This window comes from Bradyrhizobium sp. CCBAU 11361, assembly GCF_028128935.1.
GTDB lineage: Bacteria > Pseudomonadota > Alphaproteobacteria > Rhizobiales > Xanthobacteraceae > Bradyrhizobium > Bradyrhizobium niftali.
On sequence record NZ_LBJZ01000191.1, the window covers coordinates 133,043 to 154,804 of the forward strand.

At 64.9% G+C, this 21,762-nt stretch carries 23 protein-coding genes; 11 read left to right on the forward strand and 12 right to left on the reverse strand.

Features of this window, described 5'->3' with window-relative positions:
• Positions 1-4 precede the first annotated feature (4 nt).
• Positions 5-1,174, reverse strand: coding sequence for an OpgC domain-containing protein (locus XI08_RS31605; RefSeq protein WP_135173662.1), 1,170 nt, complete (start codon positions 1,172-1,174; stop codon positions 5-7).
• A gap of 256 nt (positions 1,175-1,430) precedes the next feature.
• Between XI08_RS31605 and XI08_RS31610 the strand changes: the two genes are divergently transcribed.
• Together XI08_RS31610 and XI08_RS31615 are read left to right on the forward strand one after the other, a co-directional pair.
• Complete coding sequence (locus XI08_RS31610; protein ID WP_027542694.1) at positions 1,431-1,736, forward strand: ETC complex I subunit; 306 nt, start codon at positions 1,431-1,433, stop codon at positions 1,734-1,736.
• A gap of 278 nt (positions 1,737-2,014) precedes the next feature.
• A complete protein-coding gene (locus XI08_RS31615) occupies positions 2,015-2,503 on the forward strand; it encodes an Lrp/AsnC family transcriptional regulator (protein WP_027542695.1) in 489 nt (162 codons plus the stop codon).
• Positions 2,504-2,625: 122 nt separating this feature from the next.
• On the opposite strand, the gene XI08_RS31620 is transcribed toward XI08_RS31615, so the two are convergent.
• Positions 2,626-3,654, reverse strand: a complete 1,029-nt coding sequence (locus XI08_RS31620) for an AraC family transcriptional regulator (RefSeq protein WP_271577374.1) — start codon at positions 3,652-3,654, stop codon at positions 2,626-2,628.
• A gap of 147 nt (positions 3,655-3,801) precedes the next feature.
• Between XI08_RS31620 and XI08_RS31625 the strand changes: the two genes are divergently transcribed.
• The 4 genes from XI08_RS31625 (at position 3,802) to XI08_RS31640 (ending at position 9,542) form a co-directional block, all read left to right on the forward strand.
• On the forward strand, positions 3,802-4,929 hold the full coding sequence (locus XI08_RS31625; protein WP_271577436.1) for an isovaleryl-CoA dehydrogenase: 1,128 nt from the start codon (positions 3,802-3,804) through the stop codon (positions 4,927-4,929).
• 75 nt (positions 4,930-5,004) lie between these two features.
• Positions 5,005-6,609: a carboxyl transferase domain-containing protein gene (locus XI08_RS31630; RefSeq protein WP_027542698.1), complete on the forward strand. Its 1,605-nt coding sequence runs from the start codon at positions 5,005-5,007 to the stop codon at positions 6,607-6,609.
• Positions 6,610-6,613: 4 nt separating this feature from the next.
• The gene (locus XI08_RS31635; RefSeq protein WP_271577375.1) at positions 6,614-8,629 is read left to right on the forward strand and encodes an acetyl/propionyl/methylcrotonyl-CoA carboxylase subunit alpha; all 2,016 of its coding nucleotides are present in this window, start codon (positions 6,614-6,616) and stop codon (positions 8,627-8,629) included.
• A gap of 1 nt (position 8,630) precedes the next feature.
• Entirely contained in the window at positions 8,631-9,542 is a 912-nt protein-coding gene (locus tag XI08_RS31640; protein ID WP_271577376.1) for a hydroxymethylglutaryl-CoA lyase, read from the forward strand.
• 138 nt (positions 9,543-9,680) lie between these two features.
• Here XI08_RS31640 and XI08_RS31645 read toward each other — a convergent pair whose 3' ends face one another.
• From XI08_RS31645 to XI08_RS31660, 4 genes are all read right to left on the reverse strand, one after another.
• The gene (locus XI08_RS31645; protein WP_027542701.1) at positions 9,681-10,607 is read right to left on the reverse strand and encodes a dihydrodipicolinate synthase family protein; all 927 of its coding nucleotides are present in this window, start codon (positions 10,605-10,607) and stop codon (positions 9,681-9,683) included.
• Positions 10,608-10,681: 74 nt separating this feature from the next.
• Positions 10,682-11,665, reverse strand: a complete 984-nt coding sequence (locus XI08_RS31650; RefSeq protein ID WP_271577377.1) for a TRAP transporter substrate-binding protein — start codon at positions 11,663-11,665, stop codon at positions 10,682-10,684.
• Between the two features lie 23 nt (positions 11,666-11,688).
• Positions 11,689-12,954 carry a TRAP transporter large permease gene (locus XI08_RS31655; protein WP_271577378.1) on the reverse strand — a complete coding sequence of 422 codons (1,266 nt, stop codon included), beginning with the start codon at positions 12,952-12,954 and terminating at the stop codon, positions 11,689-11,691.
• A complete protein-coding gene (locus XI08_RS31660; protein WP_271577437.1) occupies positions 12,954-13,562 on the reverse strand; it encodes a TRAP transporter small permease in 609 nt (202 codons plus the stop codon). The genes XI08_RS31655 and XI08_RS31660 overlap by 1 nt, the downstream gene beginning before the upstream one ends.
• Before the next feature lie 233 nt (positions 13,563-13,795).
• Between XI08_RS31660 and XI08_RS31665 the strand changes: the two genes are divergently transcribed.
• Entirely contained in the window at positions 13,796-14,494 is a 699-nt protein-coding gene (locus XI08_RS31665; RefSeq protein WP_271577379.1) for a GntR family transcriptional regulator, read from the forward strand.
• A 99-nt stretch (positions 14,495-14,593) separates the two neighbouring features.
• On the opposite strand, the gene XI08_RS31670 is transcribed toward XI08_RS31665, so the two are convergent.
• The 3 genes from XI08_RS31670 to XI08_RS31680 are packed head-to-tail and all read right to left on the reverse strand — an operon-like array spanning position 14,594 to position 17,522.
• Positions 14,594-15,952 carry a TRAP transporter large permease gene (locus tag XI08_RS31670; protein ID WP_271577380.1) on the reverse strand — a complete coding sequence of 453 codons (1,359 nt, stop codon included), beginning with the start codon at positions 15,950-15,952 and terminating at the stop codon, positions 14,594-14,596.
• Complete coding sequence (locus XI08_RS31675; RefSeq protein WP_271577381.1) at positions 15,949-16,503, reverse strand: TRAP transporter small permease; 555 nt, start codon at positions 16,501-16,503, stop codon at positions 15,949-15,951. Before XI08_RS31675 ends, XI08_RS31670 begins: the two co-directional genes overlap by 4 nt.
• Positions 16,500-17,522, reverse strand: a complete 1,023-nt coding sequence (locus tag XI08_RS31680) for a TRAP transporter substrate-binding protein (RefSeq protein WP_271577382.1) — start codon at positions 17,520-17,522, stop codon at positions 16,500-16,502. Before XI08_RS31680 ends, XI08_RS31675 begins: the two co-directional genes overlap by 4 nt.
• A gap of 321 nt (positions 17,523-17,843) precedes the next feature.
• Here XI08_RS31680 and XI08_RS31685 point away from each other — a divergent pair, with 321 nt between their 5' ends.
• Positions 17,844-18,098 carry a pentapeptide MXKDX repeat protein gene (locus XI08_RS31685; RefSeq protein ID WP_027542708.1) on the forward strand — a complete coding sequence of 85 codons (255 nt, stop codon included), beginning with the start codon at positions 17,844-17,846 and terminating at the stop codon, positions 18,096-18,098.
• A gap of 126 nt (positions 18,099-18,224) precedes the next feature.
• Here XI08_RS31685 and XI08_RS31690 read toward each other — a convergent pair whose 3' ends face one another.
• Positions 18,225-18,572 (reverse strand): DUF6481 family protein, encoded by a 348-nt coding sequence (locus tag XI08_RS31690; protein WP_271577383.1) that lies wholly within the window; start codon positions 18,570-18,572, stop codon positions 18,225-18,227.
• Between the two features lie 262 nt (positions 18,573-18,834).
• Between XI08_RS31690 and XI08_RS31695 the strand changes: the two genes are divergently transcribed.
• From XI08_RS31695 to XI08_RS31705, 3 genes are all read left to right on the forward strand, one after another.
• On the forward strand, positions 18,835-19,071 hold the full coding sequence (locus XI08_RS31695; RefSeq protein ID WP_271577384.1) for a hypothetical protein: 237 nt from the start codon (positions 18,835-18,837) through the stop codon (positions 19,069-19,071).
• Positions 19,072-19,144: 73 nt separating this feature from the next.
• The gene (locus XI08_RS31700; protein ID WP_271577385.1) at positions 19,145-19,387 is read left to right on the forward strand and encodes a hypothetical protein; all 243 of its coding nucleotides are present in this window, start codon (positions 19,145-19,147) and stop codon (positions 19,385-19,387) included.
• A 185-nt stretch (positions 19,388-19,572) separates the two neighbouring features.
• Complete coding sequence (locus XI08_RS31705) at positions 19,573-20,382, forward strand: hypothetical protein (protein WP_271577386.1); 810 nt, start codon at positions 19,573-19,575, stop codon at positions 20,380-20,382.
• A 110-nt stretch (positions 20,383-20,492) separates the two neighbouring features.
• On the opposite strand, the gene XI08_RS31710 is transcribed toward XI08_RS31705, so the two are convergent.
• Both XI08_RS31710 and XI08_RS31715 read right to left on the reverse strand, forming a co-directional pair.
• On the reverse strand, positions 20,493-20,654 hold the full coding sequence (locus XI08_RS31710; RefSeq protein WP_271577387.1) for a hypothetical protein: 162 nt from the start codon (positions 20,652-20,654) through the stop codon (positions 20,493-20,495).
• Positions 20,655-21,227: 573 nt separating this feature from the next.
• The gene (locus XI08_RS31715) at positions 21,228-21,539 is read right to left on the reverse strand and encodes a hypothetical protein (protein WP_271577388.1); all 312 of its coding nucleotides are present in this window, start codon (positions 21,537-21,539) and stop codon (positions 21,228-21,230) included.
• Positions 21,540-21,762: the final 223 nt, after the last annotated feature.

Below are 21,762 nucleotides of genomic sequence, written 5' to 3' on the forward strand. Positions count from 1 at the left end.
GAGCTCACGCGGCCTTCGCTGCCGCAGGCTTGGCCGGCGGTGGCTTCAACGGCTTGTCCTGCCGCTTAGACCACGAGATGTAATAGGCCACCGTCGTCATGATCGCGATGCCGGCGATGCTGACGAAGAGCTGCGCGAACAGCGAACCCGAGCTCATCGACAGCTCGAAATGACCGACGAAAGACAGGAACACGCCGACACAGAACACGGCGAGCGACTGCTGGCCGCATACGATCAGCGGATCGAACACCTTCCATTCCAGGCCCGGCCAGTCTTTCGGCACGAAGCGGATCACCAGGATCACGATCACGACGAAGTGGATGAAGCGGTAGGGCGCAAGGTTGGTCTTGTCGTTGGGGTTGAAGGCCGAGAACAGCCATTGCGGGAACATGCCACCGAAGGTCGGGAAGCGGCCGGCCATGGTCATGATCAGCGCGAACAGGAGATAGCCAAGGCAGAGCCACAGCGTGATCGGCGCGTTGATCAGCGTCATCGAGCGCCGCGCCCCGCCCATCGCGCACCAGGCGCCGAACACGAACAGCACCTGCCAGCAATATGGGTTGAAGTACCACTGGCCGGCCGGATAGGCGGTCAGATTCCAGCCGAAATGGCGCGCGGCGAGCCACAGCACGATCGACAGCACCATCGTCACGTCCGGCTTGCGCAGCATGAACCACAGCACCGGTGGAAACAGTCCCATCAGCACGATGTAGAGCGGCAGCACGTCGAGATTGAGCGGCTTGAAGCGCAGGAACAGGCCCTGCCGCAGCGTCTCGGTGGCGTTGTCGACAAGGCCGGCGACGTTGAACTCGTTGATCATCTCTGAATCGCCGAAGCGCAGCGCCAGATAGCTGATCGAGGCGATGTAGATCACGAACAGGATGATGTGGGCGACGTAGAGCTGCCAGACCCGCTTGGTCAGGCGCGTGGCGCCGACGATGAAGCCGCGGTCCAGCATCATCCGCGCATAGACAAAGGAGGCGGTGTAGCCGGAGATGAAGACGAACAGGTCGGCCGCGTCGGAAAAGCCGTAGTTGCGGGTCGTGATCCAGTTCACGACGTTCTCGGGGATGTGGTCGAGGAAGATCGCCCAGTTGGCGACGCCGCGAAACAGGTCGAGCCTGAGGTCGCGACCCTTTTCGGGGAGCGTGGCGTTGATGTTCAGGAAGGCCATGCGACGGGCGCTCTCGGTGGGGACGGATATGCTGATGTCGACGAGGCAGTGCGGCCGGGCGGAATCCCGGCGCGGAAGGCGGGTACGGAATTGTCACGGTGCAGCATAATGACTATACCGTCGGTGAGGGTGACCGGGGAGCCGGAATCACCGATCAGTTCCCGATCGGTGTCTCTATACTATCCCTGAGGTTTCCACCAACTGCCACCCTGACGCATCCAAATCGAACGAAAAGACGAAAGGGCCCGGACGACCCATGACCGCACGCATTTTCAAGCCCGCCAAGAACGCGATGCAATCCGGCCGGTCCAAGACCCGGGAATGGCAGCTCGACTACGAGCCGGAGCAGCCGCGCGCGGTCGAGCCGCTGATGGGCTGGACCTCGTCCGGCGACATGAAGCAGCAGATCACGCTGCGCTTCCACAGCAAGGAAGAGGCGGTCGCCTATTGCGAGCGCAAGGGCATCGCCTACCAGGTGATCGAGCCCCAGGATTCGATCCGCCGGCCGGTTGCCTATGCCGACAATTTCTCGTTTCGGCGCGGCGAGCCCTGGACGCATTGAGGGGCGGGCGGCTTCTCCGACTTCATACGACGTGATGTACTCGTCATGCCCGGACTTGTCCCGGGCATCCACGTTTTGGGCCGCGTGAAAGAGCGTGGATGGCCGGGACATTGGCGAGCGGAAGCGACGCCGTCCTTCAGACGGCTATGCCCGGCCATGACGGTGGGGAGGTATTCCCCCGAACTCGATAGCGCCGCCCCGGGGGGATGGCCCTTGGCAGCAATTCCACCCCATGCTTCGCTGGCACCAGGCATGACAGGCTCAGGGCGAGGTGGGGTATGGCCGGGCGTGACCAGCTCGACGGCGTCGATCTGAAGATATTATCCGAGCTGCAGCAGGACGGGCGGGTGCGCAACAACGAGCTGGCGCTGCGCGTCGGCGTCTCCGCGCCCAACTGTCTGCGGCGGCTGAAGTCGCTGTTCAGCCGCGGCGTGATCCGGGCGGTGCGCGCCGTCATCGATGAGCGGCTGCTCGGTTATGAGGTGGTGTCGTTCGTGTCGATCCAGCTCGGCAGCCAGGCCCAGCCGGTGCTGGAGGCGTTCGAGGGCTCGATCGCCGCGATCCCGCGCATCCAGCAGTGCTGGCGGATTTCGGGCGACACCGATTATCTCCTGAAATGCGTCGCGCCGAGCGTCGAGAGCATGCGCCAGCAGCTGCTGCACTTCGCCGCGATGCCTGATGTCAAGAACGTCCGCAGCTTCCCGGTGCTGGGCGTCGCGAAGGACGTGCCGCTGCCGTTGCAGGAGGTCGCGGCGGCGGCAGGATAGGGGGACTCCCTTGCGTGGATCGATCGGGATTTCACAAAAGCCGAATACTAACACATTAGAAACTCACCTAACTGTGACATGTGATTTGGCAAGTCCTGCCGGGCCGCGGCCTTGCGCAGGCCTCAGCGATACCTTCCGCGAAACTCACGCGGCGAGGCGCCGGTCCAGCTGCGGAAGGCGCGGGAAAAGCTCTTCTCGTTGCGGAATCCGGCGATCTCCGCGATCCGCTTGATCGGGGTGCGGCCACGCATCAGCTCCTGCTTGGCGAGCTCGAACTTCGCTTCTTCCTTGAGATCGCGCAGCGAGGTCGCTTCCTCGCGCAGGCGCCGGTGCATGGTGCGGGTGGAGAGCGCCAGCTCGCTTGCGACATCCTCGGCGCCGAGACTGCGTCCGCGCGCGTTGCGCAGCACGCGACGCACGCGCTCGACCAGCAGCCGGTCGCGCCGATAGGGCAGCACGGTCAGCCTCAGCGCGCCCTTGAGCATGTTGTCGAGATCGGCCGGGCTGCGCGTGAGCGGCAGCGAAAGATAATGCTTGTCGAACACGATGCGGGCGCCATCCGCATCAAAGCTCAAATGCCTGCAGAAGATCGTCGGATAGACCGAGACGTGGCCAGGCTCGGAATAGGGAAACGCGGCCGCACGCAGCGCGATCGCGGAATCGACGGCCCAGCAGGAGAAGCCGAGGATATAGCGGAGCAGGGTGACGAGGCAGAATTCGCGCAGGTGGCCGAGGTCGCGCTGTTCGCGAAGGGAGATGGTCGCGGTCTCATCACCAAGCGAGAGCTCGAACAGCACGTCTTCGGTCAGCAGGCGATGATGCCGGCACCAGCGTTTTAGCGCGACTTCGAGATTGGGGGCCGTGATCGAGGCACGGCACAGCATGCCGTAGGTTCCCCAAGGCAGCCGGCGCGAGAACCAGCCGAGCGCCTCGTCGTCGAGCTCGCGCATGGCGTGGCCGGCCAGCGTCTCGAACTGGACCGCCGTCACCCGTCCGTCCTGGGATCGAACGAGGTCCTCGGTGACCTGCCCCTTGCCCAATGCTTCGGCCGGATCCCGCCCATAAAGGGCATAAGCGGCAACCACGCCGCGGACGAAGGCGGCTGGGGTCATGGCGCGGCGAGGCGTCGCGGTTGCGGCTTGGAACGGCATGAAAAATCCTCGCCAAACTTGGCGGAAAATGCAACCTTTTCGACCGCCAGGACGCCTGGGCGGGGGTAGGTTCGGACCCGACAAGAATACGGAGGAATCGCCTTGAACATCCCGAGCATCGATTTCGATCTGGGCGAAGACATCAGCATGCTGCGCGACACGCTGCGCGCCTTCGTGGAGGCGGAGATCGCCCCGCGCGCCGCCGAGATCGAGAAGGCCAACCTGTTCCCGGCGGACCTCTGGAAGCGCCTTGGCGACCTCGGCCTGCTCGGCATGACTGCGCCGGAGCAATATGGCGGCTCCAACATGGGCTATCTCGCCCATATCGTCGCCATGGAGGAGATTTCGCGCGGCTCCGCAGCCGTGGGGCTCTCCTACGGCGCCCACTCCAACCTCTGCGTCAACCAGATCCGCCGCAACGGCAACGACGCGCAGCGGCAGCGCTATCTGCCAAAACTGATCTCCGGCGAATATGTCGGCGCGCTGGCGATGTCCGAGCCCGGCGCGGGCTCCGACGTCGTCTCGATGAAGCTGCGCGCCGACAAGCGCGGCGATCGCTACGTGCTCAACGGCTCCAAGATGTGGATCACCAATGGCGGCGACGCCGACGTGTTGGTCGTCTACGCCAAGACCGATCCGGAGGCCGGCCCGCGCGGCATGACCGCCTTCCTGGTCGAAAAGGGCTTCAAGGGTTTCACCCACGGCCAGCATCTCGACAAGCTCGGCATGCGCGGCTCCAACACCTATCCGCTGTTCTTCGACGAGTGCGAGGTGCCGGAAGAGAATGTGCTCGGCAAGGTGGGCGAGGGCGTCAAGGTGCTGATGTCCGGCCTCGACTATGAGCGCACGGTGCTGTCGGGCGGCCCGCTCGGGATCATGGCGGCCTGCATGGACGCGGTGGTGCCCTACATGCACGAGCGCAAGCAGTTCGGCCAGCCGATTGGCGACTTCCAGCTGATGCAGGGCAAGCTCGCCGACATGTATGCGACCTGGCAGGCCACGCGCGCCTATGTCTATGCAGTGGGGCGCGCCTGCGACCGCGCCGACCATGCGCGGACCCTGCGCAAGGATGCCGCGGCGGCGATCCTCTATTCCGCCGAGAAGGCGACGTGGATGGCGGGCGAGGCGATCCAGGCGCTCGGCGGCGTCGGCTACACATCCGAATTTCCGGTCGGACGTCTCTGGCGCGACGCCAAGCTCTACGAGATCGGCGCGGGTACATCCGAGGTCCGCCGCATGCTGATCGGCCGCGAGCTGATGGCCGAGACGGCGTAGGTCCAGCGCAATTGGAATTGCCGCGGTCCCACCTGACCGCGGTCTCTCACCTGATCACCAGAAACGCGGGACAACATGCCGCTCCATTCCAGCATCGATCCGTCTTCATCAGACTTTGCGCGCAATTCCGAGGCCATGCGCTCCCTCGTCGCGGACCTGCGCGAAAAGCTCAGCCAGGTTGCCGGCGGTGGCGGCGAGGTTTCGCGCAACCGCCACACCTCGCGCGGCAAGATGCTGGCGCGCGAGCGCGTTGACCTGCTGGTCGATCCCGGGACCTCGTTCCTGGAGCTGTCGCCGCTGGCGGCCTACGGCCTCTATGGCGGCGACGTGCATTCGGCGAGCGTCGTCACCGGGGTGGGGCGCATCTCGGGCCGCGAATGCGTGATCGTCGCCAACGATGCCACCATCAAGGGCGGCACCTATTATCCGATGACCGTGAAGAAGCATCTGCGCGCGCAGGACATCGCGCGGCAGAACAATCTCCCCTGCGTCTACATGGTGGATTCCGGCGGCGCCTTCCTGCCACTCCAGGACGAGATCTTTCCGGACGAGCGCCATTTCGGCCGCATCTTCTACAACCAGGCGCAGATGTCGTCGCAAGGCATCCCGCAGGTCGCGATCGTGATGGGGTCCTGCACCGCCGGCGGCGCCTACGTGCCGGCGATGTCGGACGAGAGCATCATCGTGCGCAACCAGGGCACCATCTTCCTCGGCGGCCCGCCGCTGGTGAAGGCGGCGACCGGCGAGGTGGTGACCGCAGAGGAGCTCGGCGGCGCCGACGTGCATTCGCGGCAATCGGGCGTGACCGATCACTACGCCCAGAACGACGCGCATGCGATCGGCATCGCCCGGCGCATCGTCGGCACCTTGAAGCCGTCGAGCCGGCCGAACCTCAACATGCATCCGCCGCGCGATCCGCTGTTCGCAGCCGAGGAGATCTACGGCGTCGTGCCAGTCGATGGCCGCAAGCCGTTCGACGTGCGCGACATCATCGCCCGCGTCGTGGACGGCTCGGAATTCGACGAGTTCAAGAAGCTCTACGGCACGACGCTGGTGTGCGGCTTCGCTCATATCTGGGGTTATCCGGTCGGCATCATCGCCAACAACGGCATCCTGTTCAGCGAGAGCTCGCTGAAGGGGGCGCATTTCATCGAGCTGTGCTGCCAGCGCGGCATTCCCTTGGTGTTCCTGCAGAACATCACCGGCTTCATGGTCGGCAAGAAATACGAGGCCGGCGGCATCGCGCGCGACGGCGCCAAGCTGGTGACGGCGGTCGCGACGGCGTCCGTGCCGAAATTCACCGTGGTGATCGGCGGTTCCTACGGCGCCGGCAATTACGGCATGTGCGGCCGCGCCTACGCGCCGCGCTTCCTGTGGATGTGGCCGAACGCGCGCATCTCGGTGATGGGCGGCGAGCAGGCCTCGATGGTGCTGAGCCAGGTCCGGCGCGACAATATCGAGGCCAGGGGCGATAGCTGGTCGAAGGACGAGGAAGATAAATTCCGCGAGCCCATTCGCGCGCAATATGAGAGCCAGGGGCATCCCTATTACGCGACCGCGCGTCTGTGGGACGACGGCGTGATCGACCCGGCCGACACGCGCCTCGTGCTCGGCCTTGGCCTCTCGGCGGCGTCGAATGCGCCGATCGAGCCGACGAAATTCGGCCTGTTCAGGATGTAATGCGATGGACCGCTCAATGCTCTACCGGCGTTTTCGCACCCTCCTGATCGCTAACCGCGGCGAGATCGCCTGTCGCGTCATCCGCACAGCGCGCGCCATGGGCCTGCGCACGGTCGCGGTCTATTCCGAGGCCGACCGCGACGCGATGCATGTCGCGCTCGCCGACGAGGCCGTGCTGCTGGGGCCGGCGCGGGCCCGCGACAGCTATCTGAACGTCGAGCGGCTGATCGAGGCCGCGCGCAAGACCGGCGCGGAGGCCGTGCATCCCGGCTACGGCTTCCTGTCGGAGAATGCCGAGTTTGCGCATGCCTGCCTCGATGCGGGGCTGGTCTTCGTGGGGCCGACCGCCGGGATGATGACGGCGATGGGCTCGAAGTCCGGCTCGAAAGCGCTGATGGAGAAGGCCGGCGTGCCACTGGTGCCCGGCTATCACGGCGAGGCCCAGGACGAGGCGACGCTGGCGAAGGCCGCCGACAAGATTGGCTTTCCCATTCTGGTCAAGGCATCGGCCGGCGGCGGTGGCCGCGGCATGCGCATCGTGCGCTCGGCCGCCGAGCTTGGCCCTGCGATCGTCAGCGCCAAGCGCGAGGCCAAGGCCGCGTTCGGCGACGATCGCATGCTGATCGAGAAATATGTCGACAATCCCCGGCATATCGAGGTGCAGATCATCGGCGACAGCCACGGCAATCTGCTCTCGCTGTTCGAGCGCGAATGCACGTTGCAGCGCCGGCACCAGAAGGTGATCGAGGAAGCGCCGTCGCCAACCCTCAATGCGGCACAGCGCGAGACGGTCTGCGCCGCGGCGCGCAAGGCGGCGGGCGCGGTGGATTATGTCGGCGCCGGCACGATCGAGTTCGTTTCAGACGGCAAGGACGTGTTCTTCATCGAGATGAACACGCGTCTCCAGGTCGAGCATCCCGTGACCGAGCTGATCACCGGCATCGACCTCGTCGAATGGCAGCTGCGCGTCGCCTTCGGCGAGGCGCTGCCGCTCAGGCAGGACGAGATCCGCCTCAACGGCCACGCGGTCGAGGCGCGCGTCTACGCCGAGAATCCGACCAAGAACTTCATGCCCTCGGTCGGCAGGATCTCGACCTGGCGGTTGCCCGCGGAAACCGGCGGCCTCCGCATCGACGCCGGCTATCGCGAGGGCGACAGCGTCTCGCCTTATTACGATGCGATGCTGGCCAAGATGATCGCGTGGGCACCGACCCGGGATGTCGCGATCGAGCGGCTGAACCGCGGACTGGAGGACTCCGACGTCCGCGGCATCGTCACCAATATCCCGTTCCTGTCGGCGCTGATCACGCATCAAAAGGTGCGGGCGAATGCGATCGACACCGGCTTCATCGAGCGCGAACTGGCGGTGCTGACGCAGGCTACGCCTGCGCCCGGCGAGCTCGAGCTCTGCGCCGCGGTCGCCGCGATCGTGAACGACGAGCGAGAGGCGGCGCAGGCAGAGGCGAATTCGCCCTGGCAGACGTTCGGCTGGATGCCAGTCGGCCGCCGTCAGCGCAGCTTTGCCTTCCGCGTCGGACATGGTGTCGGACATGGGCCCGAGCAGAAGATCACCCTCAACTACGGCAGCGGGCCGTCGACGCTTGTGATCGGCGACCGCGAGCTGGCCTTCGCGATTGCGCCGAAGGATGGCGGCTTCGATCTGACGCTCGACGGCGTCAAATCGTCGGTCGCCGCCGTGATCGACGGCCATGAACTCTATTTGCGCACGCGCCACGGCCGCTTCGACCTGCATTGGGTCGATCCGTTCGGCGGCGAGACCGAGGAGCAGGCCGGCGCGGACAAGATCGCGGCACCCTTGCCCGGCACGGTCGTCGCCGTGCTGGCCGAGGAGGGCGCAACGCTGGAGAAGGGCGCGCCGATCCTGACGCTCGAGGTGATGAAGATGGAGCAGACGCTGCGTGCGCCCTATGCCGGCGTGCTGAAGTCGATCAAGTGCAAGGTCGGCGACATCGTGCAGGAAGGCGTCGAGCTCGCCGTGGTCGAGCCGTCGGGAGAATGAGATGAGCGATCCGGTCCGGATCATCGAAATGGGGCCGCGCGACGGCCTCCAGAACGAGAAGATGCCGGTCAGCGTCGAGGCCCGCATCGCCTTCGTCGAGGCGCTGGTCGGAGCCGGCCTCAATACGGTGGAGGTCGGCGCCTTCGTCTCGCCCAAGGCGATCCCGCAGATGGCAAGCTCCGACGCCGTGCTGCGCGGCGTTGCCCACGTGACCGGCGCCGAATTCCACGTGCTGGTGCCGAACGAGAAGGGCTATGACGCCGCGCGCGCCGCGGGCGCGAAAGTGGCCTCCGTGTTCGCGGCGGCCTCCGAGGGCTTTTCCCGGGCCAACATCAACTGCACCGTCGCGGAATCCATCGAGCGCTTCAAGCCGGTGATGGAACGCGCGAAGGCCGACGGCGTCAGGGTGCGCGGCTATATCTCCTGCGTGCTGGGCTGTCCGTTCGACGGCGAGATCAAGCCGAAGGCCGTTGCCGATCTTGCGAAGACATTGTGGGACCTCGGCTGTTACGAGATCTCGCTCGGCGACACCATCGGCGTCGGCACGCCTGATAAGGCGAAGCAGATGCTGCGCGCGGTCAGCGCCAACATTCCCGCTGCCAATCTCGCGATGCATTTCCATGACACCTACGGCCAGGCGCTCGCCAATCTCTACGCCGGGCTGGAGGAGGGCGTCCGTGTCATCGATGCGGCTGCGGGCGGTCTCGGCGGCTGCCCCTACGCCCCCGGCGCGACAGGCAACGTCGCGACCGAGGACGTCGTTTACATGCTCGAAGGCATGGGCCTCAGTACCGGCGTCGACATGGAGAAGCTGCTGGCGGCCACGAACGAGATGAGCGGCGTGCTGGGCAAGCCGCCGGTGAGCCGCGTGGCGTCGGCGCTGAACGCGAAGAAGAAGCGGGCTGCTTCCTAGTCCTCCGTCATTGCGAGCCAACGGGTCCGCGCAAAGCGCGGCCCGATGACAGGCTCCGCGAAGCAATCCAGAATCTTTCCGTTCAGAAAGTCTGGATTGCTTCGTCGCAAGGGCTCCTCGCAATGACGACGGGGGCTGTCAGGCCGCCTTCAGGCCCACGTCCGGCAGGAGCGGCCGGTTCTTGAGGGCGCGGACCATCATGGCCTCGACTTCGGCTTTCTCCTGCGGCAGCAGTGCGAGGCGGGGAGGACGGGTCAGCGCGGTGCCGCGGCCCATGATGTGCTCGCACAGCTTGATGCACTGGACGAGGTCCGGGCGCGCGTCGAGATGCAAGAGCGGCATGAACCATTCGTAGAGCGGCATCGCCTCGGCATAGCGTCCCGCCCTGGCCAGGCGAAACAGCGTCTCGCCCTCGCGCGGGAAGGCGTTCGACATGCCGGAGACCCAGCCCACCGCGCCCATGGCGACGCTCTCGACGATGACGTCGTCGAGGCCTGCGAACAGCACGAAGCGGTCGCCGACCATGTTCCTTGTGTCGATGAAGCGACGGGTATCGCCTGAGGAATCCTTGAAGCAAACGACGGTCTCGACGTCGGCGAGCGAAGCCAGGATGTCGGGGGTAACGTCGTTCTTGTAGATCGGCGGATTGTTGTAGAGCATCACGGGCAAGTCCGTCGCGGTGGCGACGGCGCGGAAATGCGCGGCGGTCTCGTGCGGTTTCGACGAATAGACCAGCGCCGGCATCACCATGACGCCGTCGATACCGACGCGCGCGGCTTCCTTCGCCGTCTCGACCGCGAAGGCCGTGGTGAATTCGGCGATGCCGCACAGCACGGGCACGCGCCCGGCCGCGACCGATTTGGCCGTCTCCATGATCGCGACCTTCTCCTTGCGCTCCAGCGACGTGTTCTCGCCGACGGAGCCGCAGACGATCAGGCCGGAGACGCCGTCACGGATCAGCCCGTCCATCACCTTCGCGGTCGCGTCGATATCGAGCGAAAGATCGTCGTGGAATTGCGTGGTGACGGCCGGGAAGACGCCTTCCCAGGAAACGCGGCGGCTCATGGTCTAACTCCAAGTGAATTTTGCCGGCGGGGGGCTGGGGCCGCCGGCTGTGGTGAAGAAGATGGCGGGCGGGATCAGAGCGTGGCGCCGACCTTGCGCAATTCGGCGAGGACCGGAGCCTTGGGCAGCCAGATCTTGTCGAACTCGGCAATGACCGCCTCGGTGTCGCCGGCCGGGACCTGGCGGATCGGGATCGGCGCGTTCTTGAAGTTCTCGATCAGCGCGGGCTCATTGCCGGCGAGCTCGTCGATCTGCGCGTCCAGGGTCGACTTGACCGTCTTGGCGATCAGCTCGCGGTCGGCGGCCGGCAATGATTGCCAGACCCGGCCCGAGACCACCGCGGCCATCGGCATGAAGACGGCGTTCATCTGGAGGATCACCTTCGAGACCTTGTCGAAGCGCTGGTTCCAGGAGAATTCGAGATCGGCCTCGAGGCCGTCGACCTGGCCGTTGGCCATCGCGTCGAACACCTGCGGCGTCGGGATCGGCGTCGGCGCGGCACCGAGCGAGGAATAGAAATCGCGATAGACCGGCGTCGGGTTGATGCGCAGCTTCATGCCCTTGATGTCGGCGAGCGAATTCAGGTCCTTGGAGGAGAACACCGCGCGCATGCCGGTGATGCCCCAGCCGAGGCCGATGGTGCCGGTCTCCTGCGGCAGCACGTCGAACAGCTTCACCGCCGCCGGATGCCGCACGAATTTCGCGACCGCCGGCGTCGAGCGGACGATGTAGGGCGCGTTGATCGCCGCGATATGCGGCACGCGCGAGCCCAGCTCGGCGGCCTGGATGAAGCCCATGTCGAGCGCGCCCGACTGCAATTGCTGCATCATCGCCGGCTCGTTGCCGAGCTGGCCGGAGTGGAACACGGTCAATGTCAGGCGGCCGTTGGTGGCGGCCTTGAGGTCGTCGCCGAATTTGATTGCGGCCTTGTTCCAGGAATGACCGTTCGGCGTGATCAGGCCGAGGCGGAATTCCTTGGCCTGGGCGAGCGCCAGCGACGGCGCGAACACCGATGCGGCTGCGCTGGCGGCGAGAAAGCGGCGACGTGAAAGCGGCATGGTCGGGCTCCTTTTGGACGGGCCTATTTGACGAGGATCAGCGAGAGCGAGGGGAAGAGCGAGAGCAGCACCAGGAGGACGCAGGAGATGACGAAGAAGGGCAGCGTCACCATGAACATCTTGCCGGGCTTGGCGCCGGTGACGGCGGCCGCGACGAAGAAGCAGAGTCCGACCGGCGGCGACAACAGGCCGAGCACCAGGTTGATCACCACGACGACGCCGAAGTGGCGGGGGTCGATGTGGTAGACGTCGGTTGCAACAGGCAGCAGGATCGGCACTGTCATGATCAGGCCGGGAATGCCGTCGATCACAGTGCCGATCACCAGCAGGATGACGTTGCAGATCAGCATGAAGCTGATCGGGTCCTTGGCGGCCGACTGGATCCAGCCGGCGGTCTCCTGCGGCACCTTGCCGAAGATCAGGACCCAGGAGAACACCGCGGCGGCGGCGACGAGGAACAGCACGATCGCCGAATAGATGGCACTGCGCAGCATCATCTGCGGCAGCTGGGAGAACTCGAACTCCTTGGTCCAGTATTTTCCGACCAGCGCCGCGGCCACCGCACCGACCGCGGCGGATTCCGTCGCGTTGGCGAGGCCACCGAGGATGGTGCCGACGATGACGATCGGGATCAGCAGGGTGGGTGACGTCCGCAGGATCGTCATGACCCGCTGGCGCAGCGTCTGATAGTCGGCGCGGGGATAGTTGTAGATGTATCCCATCAGCGCGATGACGAGGCAGAACATCACGGTGAGGATGACGCCCGGAACGATGCCGGCGATCAGCATGTCGCTGACCGAGACCTGCGCGAGCACGCTGTAGACCACGAACATCACCGAGGGCGGGATGATCGGCCCGAGCATGCCGCCATAGGCGGTCAGTCCCGCCGCAAAGGTCTTGTCGTAGCCCTTCTTCTCCATCTCCGGCACCATGATCTGGGCCATGATCGCGACCTGCGCGGTCGCAGATCCCAGGATCGAGGAGATGAACATGTTTGCGAGGATGTTGACGTAGGCGAGCCCGCCCTTCAGCGAGCCGACGAAAGCCATCGCCATGTCGACGATGCGACGGGTGATGCCGCCGCCATTCATGATCTCGCCGATCAGGATGAAGAGCGGAATGGCGATCAGGCCGTAGCTGTCGACGCCGCCGAACAGCTGGAGCGGATAGGACTGGAACAGCACCGGATTGCCCGATGCGGCGATATAGACGAGGCCGGCGAGGCACAGGCAGAGCCCGATCGGCACGCCGACCAGCATGATCGCGACGAAGGCGGCAGACGTGATCATCAGTTGACCCCGTCGAGCTCGGAGAGCTGAAAGCCCGTCAGTGGCGTGCGCGGGACCAGCTCGAGATCTTCCAAGAGGTTGGCGAGGCCATGAACGGTCATCGACACCGCGAAGATCGGCAGCGTCAAATAGAGCACCCAGGTCGGCCAGTTCAGCGTCTGGGTGTGCTCGGTGTAGAGGAAATTGAAGGTCTCGGCGGCGAGCTTGCGCCCGTCGAAGCCGGCGCGTGCGAGGCCAATCGGGTCCATCCAGAGCACGCAGGTGATGATCAGGGCGATGCCGAACACGACGACGAGGCCGGTCGAGATGACCTTGGCGATCTTCTGGCGCTGTGGCGCGAGGCGTTCCGTGAGCATCGTGACCGCGAAGTCGAGCCGCAGCCGCGTCATCGCGGAGGCGCCGATGAAGGTCAGCCAGACCACGCAATAGACCGCCGATTCATCGATCCAGTAGATCGGGAAGTGCGAATAGCGGGTGACGACGTTCACCAGGATCAGTCCGGTGAGCAGGTACATCAGGCCCATCAGCGCGAGACGTTCGACGGCGAGCAGGGCGCTGGAAGCCCTGATCACAATCCGCCGCGCGCTGAACGCGGCCGCATCCGGCATCGTCCCTTCGATCATCAAAGGCCCCAACCCCCGCAAGATTTCTCGTGCCAAGGCAAAATGTATAATTTATACATTTGGGCTGTCAAACGGAGATTGCGGTCATTTCGGCGGCAGGACGCGCCTTTGCTGGGCACCTGTCTTTTGTGGGATGCTTGGCTTTTGCTGGCCCCCTCAACATGCAAGAGAGGGACCGCTTTCTGCCGGACGAGTCGCGAAGAAAGACGGAAGGTCAGATGAAACAGCCACTGAAGCATCGCACTCTGTCGGCTGCGATCGTGGACCAGCTCCGGCAGGCGATCCTCGACGGCACCTATCCGGCCGGATCGCAATTGCGCCAGGATGCGCTCGGCGATGCCTATGGCGTCAGCCGCATTCCGGTGCGCGAGGCGCTGTTCCAGCTCGAGGCCGAGGGGCTGGTGCGCATCGTTCCGCAGAAGGGCGCCATCGTCTCGGAGCTGTCACTGGACGAGATCAACGATGTCTTCGACCTGCGCGGCATCCTCGAGCCGCGCCTCCTGGCGCAATCGGCGCCGCGCTTTACTGCGGAGGATTTCGAGGGGCTGGACGACATCCACAAGAGTTTTGAGAAGGCGATCAAGGCGCGCAATGTCAGCGAATGGGGCCAGCTCAACGCCGACTTCCACATGGCGCTCTATGTGCACGCGCCGCAACCTCGTACGCGCGCGATCGTGCTGTCGCTGCTCCAGACCAGCGACCGCTATACGCGCCTCCAGCTCTCCAACACCAAGGCGATGGGGACGGCTGAGAAAGAGCACGCCCACCTGATCGCGCTCTGCCGCGCGCAGAAGGTCGATGAGGCCTGCCGGTTTTTGGAGCGGCACATCGAGGCCGTGCGCAAGGATCTGTTGCAGGTGGTGGCCGGCAGCGCGATCGCGCCGCGTGCGCGGCAGAAGCGCGAGCAGCGTTCGTAGGGTGGGCAAAGGCGCATAGCGCCGCGCCCACCGTCTCCGCGTCGTATATTCTGGTGGGCACGCTACGCTTTGCCCACCCTACCGCAGCGGTGATTGCCGCTACCTGCTCCCGTCGGGCCCCATCACCAGGTCCGGCAGCCAGGTCGAGATTTCAGGCACGAAGCAGAGCATCAGCACCGCGAGCATCATCAGGAGCACGAACGGCAGCGTGCCCCAGATCACTTCGCTCAGGGGGATGTCGGGCGCGACGTTGCGGATGACGAAGATGTTGAGGCCGACAGGTGGATGGATCAGCCCCATCTCCATCACGATGGTCATGACCACGCCGAACCAGATGATGTCGAAGTTCGCGGCGCGTAAGGGCGGCAGGATAATCGGCGCCGTCATCAGGATGATCGAGACCGGCGGCAGGAAGAAGCCGAGCACGACGACCATGACCAGGATCGCGAACAACAGGCCCCAGCGCGGCAGGTGCATCGCGACGACGGATTCGGCGACCGACTGCGAGATGTGCAGATAGCTCATCACGTAGGAATAAAGCAGCGACATGCCGATGATCATCATCAGCATGGTCGATTCCCGGATCGTCGACTTCATGATGGGCGCAAGGTCGCTCGGCCGCCACACGCTGTAGATCGCCGCGATCAGTGCCAGCGCCAGGAGGCCGCCTAGGCCCGCGGTTTCGGACGGCGTGGCATAGCCGCCATAGAGCGCGATCATGACGCCGGTGAGCAGCAGCACGAACGGGATCACGCGCGGCAGCACGCTGAAGCGTTCGGCCAGCGTGTAGTCGTCGCGGGCGAGGATTGCGGCTTCCGGTCCGCCATTCTTGTAGATGGCTTCAGCGGCTGCATATTCCTGGCGGAAGCGGATCACGGCATAGGCGCCGAACAGGCTGACGAGCAACAGGCCCGGACCGATGCCGGCAAGGAACAGGCGCCCGAGGGACTTTTCCGCCGCGACCGCGAACAGGATCATGGTGATCGAGGGCGGCAGCAGGATGCCGAGCGTGCCGCCGGCGGCGATGATTCCGGCGGCAAAGCCGCCGGAATAGCCGCGCTTGCGCATCTCGGGGATGCCGGCCGAGCCGATCGCCGAGCAGGTCGCTGGGCTCGAGCCCGCCATCGCCGCGAACAGCGCGCAGGCGAACACGTTGGCGACGCCGAGCCCGCCGGGGACGCGGTGCAGCCAGGCATGCAGGGCCAAATAGAGATCCTGGCCGGCGCGCGACTTGCCGATCGCCGCGCCCTTCAGGATGAAGAGCGGGATCGACAGCAGCGTGATCGAGGCCATTTCCTCGTAGACGTTCTGCGTCACCGTATCGAGCGAGGCCGATGGCATGTAGATGCCCATGAACACGACCGCGACCGCGCCGAGCGCGAAGGCGATCGGCATGCCGGAGAACATCACCAGCAGCGTCGCAATCGCGTAAGCGAGGCCGATACCGAAAACGCTCATGGGCGCTTGGCTCCTGCGAAAGGCAGCGCAAGCTGCACGAGAATCTGGAGGCAGAGCAGGCTCATGCCGAACGCCATCAACGAATAGGGAATGGCGAGCGGCGGCGACCACATCGAGTTCGAGACCTGACCATCGACATAGGCCTCATGAGCCAGCGTCCAGGACTTCCAGGTGAAGAAGGCGCAGAACAGGAATGTCGCGGCATCGACCAGCCAGAGCCGGATCCGGTTCGCCAGCGGCGAGAGCAGGCCGACGAAAGCCTCGATGCCGATATGACCGCGGTTCTGCTGCACATAGGCCGCCGTCATGAAGGTCGCCCCGACCAGCAGGAACACGGCGGCCTCGTCCTGCCAGTAGTTGGCGGCCTTGAACAAGGCGCGGCTCAGCACGCTATAGCTCAGGATGGCGCAGGCCGCGACCAGCGCGATCGCTGCGAACACGACGATGATGCTGTTGAGGATGGCGAGACCGCGATCAATCGCCGCCGCAAGACCGGTCCTTGCGGCAGCGTTGGCCTGGTCGTCACGATCCGGAAGCGGACCGTGGCTCATGCCGAGACGTCGGAGGCGAGCTTGAGCAGGTTCGCGGAGGTGGCGGTCTTGGCGCCGTAGTCCTTCCACGCGGTGTCGCGGGCGATGTCGCGCCACTTGCCGACGGTCGCTGCATCGAGCGCCGAGACCTTGGCGCCGGCCTTCTCGTAGACCTTGGCGACCTCGACGTCATCGTCCTGCGCGCCCTTGCGGCCGAAGACTTCGAGCTCGGCGCCGACTGCGAGCAGCACGTCCTGCTGGTTCTTCGGCAGCTTGTCGAAGATCGCCTTCGACATCATCAAGGGCTCGAGCATGAACCAGTAGGAGGCACCCGCGCCCGAGGTCAGCGACTTCGCGACCTCTTCGAGCCGGAACGAGATCAGGCTGGTGGAGGAGGTGAGAGCGGCGTCGCACGCGCCGGTCTGCATCGCCGCGTAGATTTCGTTCGAAGGCACCGACAGCACCGAGGCGCCGGCGGTCTGGAGCACCATGTCCATCTCGCGCGAGCCGCCGCGCACCTTCATGCCCTTGGCGTCTTCAGGCGCGACGATCGGCTTGGAGCGGCTGACGAGGCCGCCGGCCTGCCACACCCAGGTGAGCAGGATGATGCCCTTGTCGGCGAGGAAGTCGGAGAGCGCCTTGCCGACCGGCTCCTTCTTCCAGCGCATGCCCTGGTCGTAGGTGGTGACGAGGCCCGGCATCAGGCCGATATTGGTCTCCGGCAGTTCGCCGCCGGCGTAAGGCATCGGATAGAGGCTGATGTCGAGCGCGCCCTTGCGCATCGCGGAGAACTGCGCGTTGGTCTTGATCAGCGAGGAGTTCGGATAGATCTCAGCGGCAATGTCGCCATTGCTGCGCTTGGCGACTTCGGCGGCGAACATGCGGCAGAGCCGGTCGCGGAAATCGCCCTTGTCGATGGTGCCGCCGGGGAATTGATGAGAGATCTTCAGCGTGGTGGCGGCATGCGCGGTGCCGGTGCCGAAGCGGAGAATGGCGGGTGCGGCGACGGCGGTCGCGATCAGGTGGCGGCGCGTGAGCATGGTGTGATCCCCTTGAACGTTTCTTTGAACGGTTCTTGTTTGGTGCGATTTGGTCGGGCCTTGTGAGACCGCCGCATAGGCCCATCCTATCCGGTCTTTCGCCCGATGTTCTCTCATCTGATAGTTCGAGACCGAATGCCGCGGCAAGTGTCGACCGTGCTGCGCTGCACACTTCTGATCCCCGCACTATGCCGAACGACGGACCGCCGCGGGCGCGCAGAAATTTATCAGCGACCGCGTAACAACGTCGCGTGGCAATCCGTCAAGATTGAATAGCGGCGTCCGTCGCTGAAAAACACCATCTCGAAGGGAAGACTAGTCATGACCATTCGCACCCGCATCGCGCTCGGCGTCTCGGCTGCCGCTCTCTCGCTTGGCCTGGCGCTGTCGCCGGCCGCCTTTGCCCAAGACAAGACGGGCGACAAGATGGGCAAGGAGGACGGTATGATGAAGAAGGACACCATGTCCAAGGACGGCATGAAGAAGGATGCCATGACCAAGGACGACGGCATGAAGAAGGATCACATGTCGAAGGACGGGATGAAGAAAGACGACGGGATGATGAAGAAGAACTGATCTTCGGTCGTCGCGGGAGGCATTTGCGCAAGGCAGACGCGCGCGCTCGAACGTCCGGGGGCGGTCAGGTGGACCGCCCCGGAGCGATGTCTCGGTTCAAGTTCAATTGAACGTGATCTTTGAACGTTACTTGCGCTTGGCCTTGCGGGCGGCGTAGCGGGCGTCGCGCTTGGCCTTCTGTTCGGCCTCGAGCGCAGCCGCGTTGGCGGCCGCTTCCTCGGCCTCACGCGCAAGCCGTGCAGCTTCGGCGGCCTTGGCTTCTTCCTCAAGTCGCTTCTGCTCGGCCTTTTCGGCCTCGCGCGCAGCCTTTGCCTCGGCGCGCTTGGCGGCGAGCGCCTCGCGCTCGGCACGCTTCGCCGCAACCGACGGATCATCTGGCCCGGGCTGGGATTTGAATTTGTTCAAAAGATTTTTGCGGGCGTCCTGCGCCGCCTTTTGCCGGTCTGCAAAACCGGGTTCCCTGAATCCACTCATCGACGAGCCTTGTCTTCCTCGCTTTCGACCCTACATCACTGCGTGTTGGTACGTCGGCTGGGCATAGCAGGCGCCACGCGACGCAGATGCGTGTACATCGCCGCGCGTCGCAACGCCACCCAATTCGCAGCCGATCAGGTAGACGAAAATCGCCCCCCGACGATCTCTCGTAGCCCGGAAAAACTGCCGAATTGTGATGTCCCTCATAAGGGAGCATGTGGAGCGGCGCCTAGCGTCCGCGCCAGCAAGACGGAGCACGGGCATGACCATCTTCGGATTGAGCCTGAAGGCGCTCGCAATCACCGTCGTGGTGGTCGCTGCAGCGGCCGCCGCGGCGCTGCTCGCCCGTCCGAAGCCGATCGAAAGCGCCGTTCTCGGCGCCGGCTGGGAGTGCAGCCAGACCGCATTCGTGCTCACGACCTGCGCACCACGCGTCCGTGAGGTGGTCCCCGCGGTCGAAACCTCGCGCAAGGATGCGATCCGGGCGACCCGCGGCTGAACCGGAACTGATTGCGATGTGACGCGACGCCGCAGAGGTGTTAAAGCCGGCTCGCCCCCGCGATCAGTCCGTCATGACCAAGCCCGAGTCTGAGCCCAAGCCAACGCCAAAGCCCGAACCGGGTGACACGCCCAGATCCGCGCCAAGACCTCAATCCGGTGACAACCGCCGCGGCGCGGTCGCCGGCCTGATCATCGCGATCGTGATCCTCGGCGTCGGCTGGTGGCTTGCCCGCGATCTCACCGCCGCCAGCAAGATGCAGGACTGCCTGATGTCGGGGCGGAGCAATTGCAACGTGATCGAGCCGGCCCGCTAGCAGCGCTCAAACACGTCCGGTAGAGCCAAAAAATGCCGTGATCTTAATCATTTGTAACGCGACTTCACCGATCAGGCAGGTCAGTTATGTCAGCCGGCATCAGCCCAGCGCGCGGCGAATCGTCTATCGCGCTGGGACCACGGCAATCGGCCACGGCAATCGAAAGAGTAGGGGGTCAAGCACGCATGAGTGCGTCCAGCCGCATGAAGATCATCATTCCCTTGGTTTCGGCCATGTCGCTGCTCGCGCTCTCGGCGCAGGCGCAGGAGGCCCGGCCGCCAAAGGACGCCGGCCAATCGCCGGCAGGGCCAGCGGCGGGCGCACCGCCCCAGAACAATCAGAACATGCGCAAGGGCCCGCCGCCGCAGCAGGCCGCCCGGCCCGCGCCGCCGCCCGGCGGCCAGCCCCATGCGGGACCCGGTCATGCAGGTCCTGGTGCCGGTCCAGCTGCCGGTCCGGCTCCTGGCCCGCGCAATGCGGGCGGTCCGCCGCCCGGTCGTAACTACGCCAGGGGTCCCGCACCGGCGCGCGACTGGGGCGGAAACGCCTATCGCGGCAATCTCGCCTGGGATGGCGGGCGCTGGCGCCATGAGGTCCACAACGGCCGCTCCGGCTGGTGGTGGGATGTCGGCGGCGTCTGGTACTATTATCCGCAGCGGATGGCCGGTCCGCCCGGCTATATCTCGGAGGAGTATTACGATGACGTGCCGGTGGCCTACGCCCCGCCGCCCGTTGCCTACGAACCGCCGCCGCCGCCGCCGGCTGATCCCGGTGCGAGCGCGCTTGGCGGTGCCATTGTCGGCGGTGTGCTCGGCGGCCTGATCTCGGGTAACGCGTCGGGCGCCGCCGCAGGCGCCGTGATCGGCGGCGCCACCGGCGCGATCGCCGGCGCGACCGCTGCCTCGCGTCCCGGCTACTATCTGGCCGAGGGCAATTGCTACTACCGCTATCCGAGCGGACAGTATGTGCAGGCCGATCCCCGCGCGTGTTACTGAGATTGCGGACAGCTCTGAAACGAAGAGGCGGGCGAAAGGCCCGCTTCTTTTTTGTCCGGGTTTGTCGTCTTGGCTTGGCGCCTCGGCAGAATGGCTGATCGCCTCGCGCCTCAAGACACCAGCCAGGTCATGAACGCCATGAGGCCCCAGACCAGGCCTGCAATCCACGCCAGCATCACGATGCCGATGGTCGCAAGAAAGGTGACGCCGAACACGTCGGTCCTTTTTCGCTGTGTGGCGACGTGAGCTTCGGCTGCAGCTTCTCGTGTCATGACCGCAAGACCACTCGTGCTTTCTCCCGCCTTTGGGAGCACTGAGATGTTCTAGCCGAGACGCCGGGCGCAGGATGTGACGCAGTTCACATCCGCCTGAATGACGCCGGGTCTCACGGTTTCGTGCGGTATGGGCGTCGCACGGTCGGCGTGGGCGTTCTGAAACCGCGGGTGCAGTTTCATATCGTGTACAATTTCAGCGTGTTGAAATAGCTCGCGACAACGCTGGTTATCCGCATTCATACGGACGAAATTGCCATGCACTTGTCCAGATCGGACGGCTAGAATCCGCCCCATGTGTAACAAGTACGATCCACAGCACGAAGCCGAGGCGGCAATGAAGCGCGCCGCGGCCTCAGAAGGCCCGGACCGGCAAAGACTCATCGAGCTCGCCATTGCCTGGCATCAGCTGGCCCGCGACCGGCGCGACGATGAACCGACGGAGTAGTCGGATTCAGCCGACGCTTGCCGGCCGAAGCCTTTAGCCTTCGATCCACCGCAAGCGTTGCTCGCCTCGAGCTGCATGAGCCGCAGCCAACGTGCTGACCGTGATCTCGTTCCAGGCTGCTGTTGTCAAACGCCGCGATCGATGCCGACCGGTTTCGGCCTGTGCACGTAATCCAGGATGCATGGTCGATCCGCCGAACGGCGATTCTGGTCGCTCCCGCCCGCCAGCGAACGAACGGCGAAGGCCAGCTGATGCTGGCTCGCCGCGACGTTCATAATGGAAGCTTGTGCCGTCTCGAGGTGTTTTGCCATCCCGCCGGAGTTCAAGTCCACGCCGGCATCGATCGCCAAAAACGACATTGCAGCGACGGCAATTCCGGACGCGACAGCCATTCCTGTCCATTCAGATGACGGCATCACAGAAATCTTCGACACCATTTCGGCATGCCGAATAGGTAGGACTCTTTCGTCGCCTGGACAGGCCTGCGCACGCTTTCTTGAAGTGCGACAGATTTGCAAATCACGTTGCCACGGAGATCGCGGGCCGGGATGATTTCCGGCTCTGCCGTCGGCTCGGCCAAGCCCGAATGAAGCCAATCCGCTCGAAGAGCAAGACTGGCGATGCCAGCAGGACTCGAACCTGCAGTGTTCGGAGAGATTC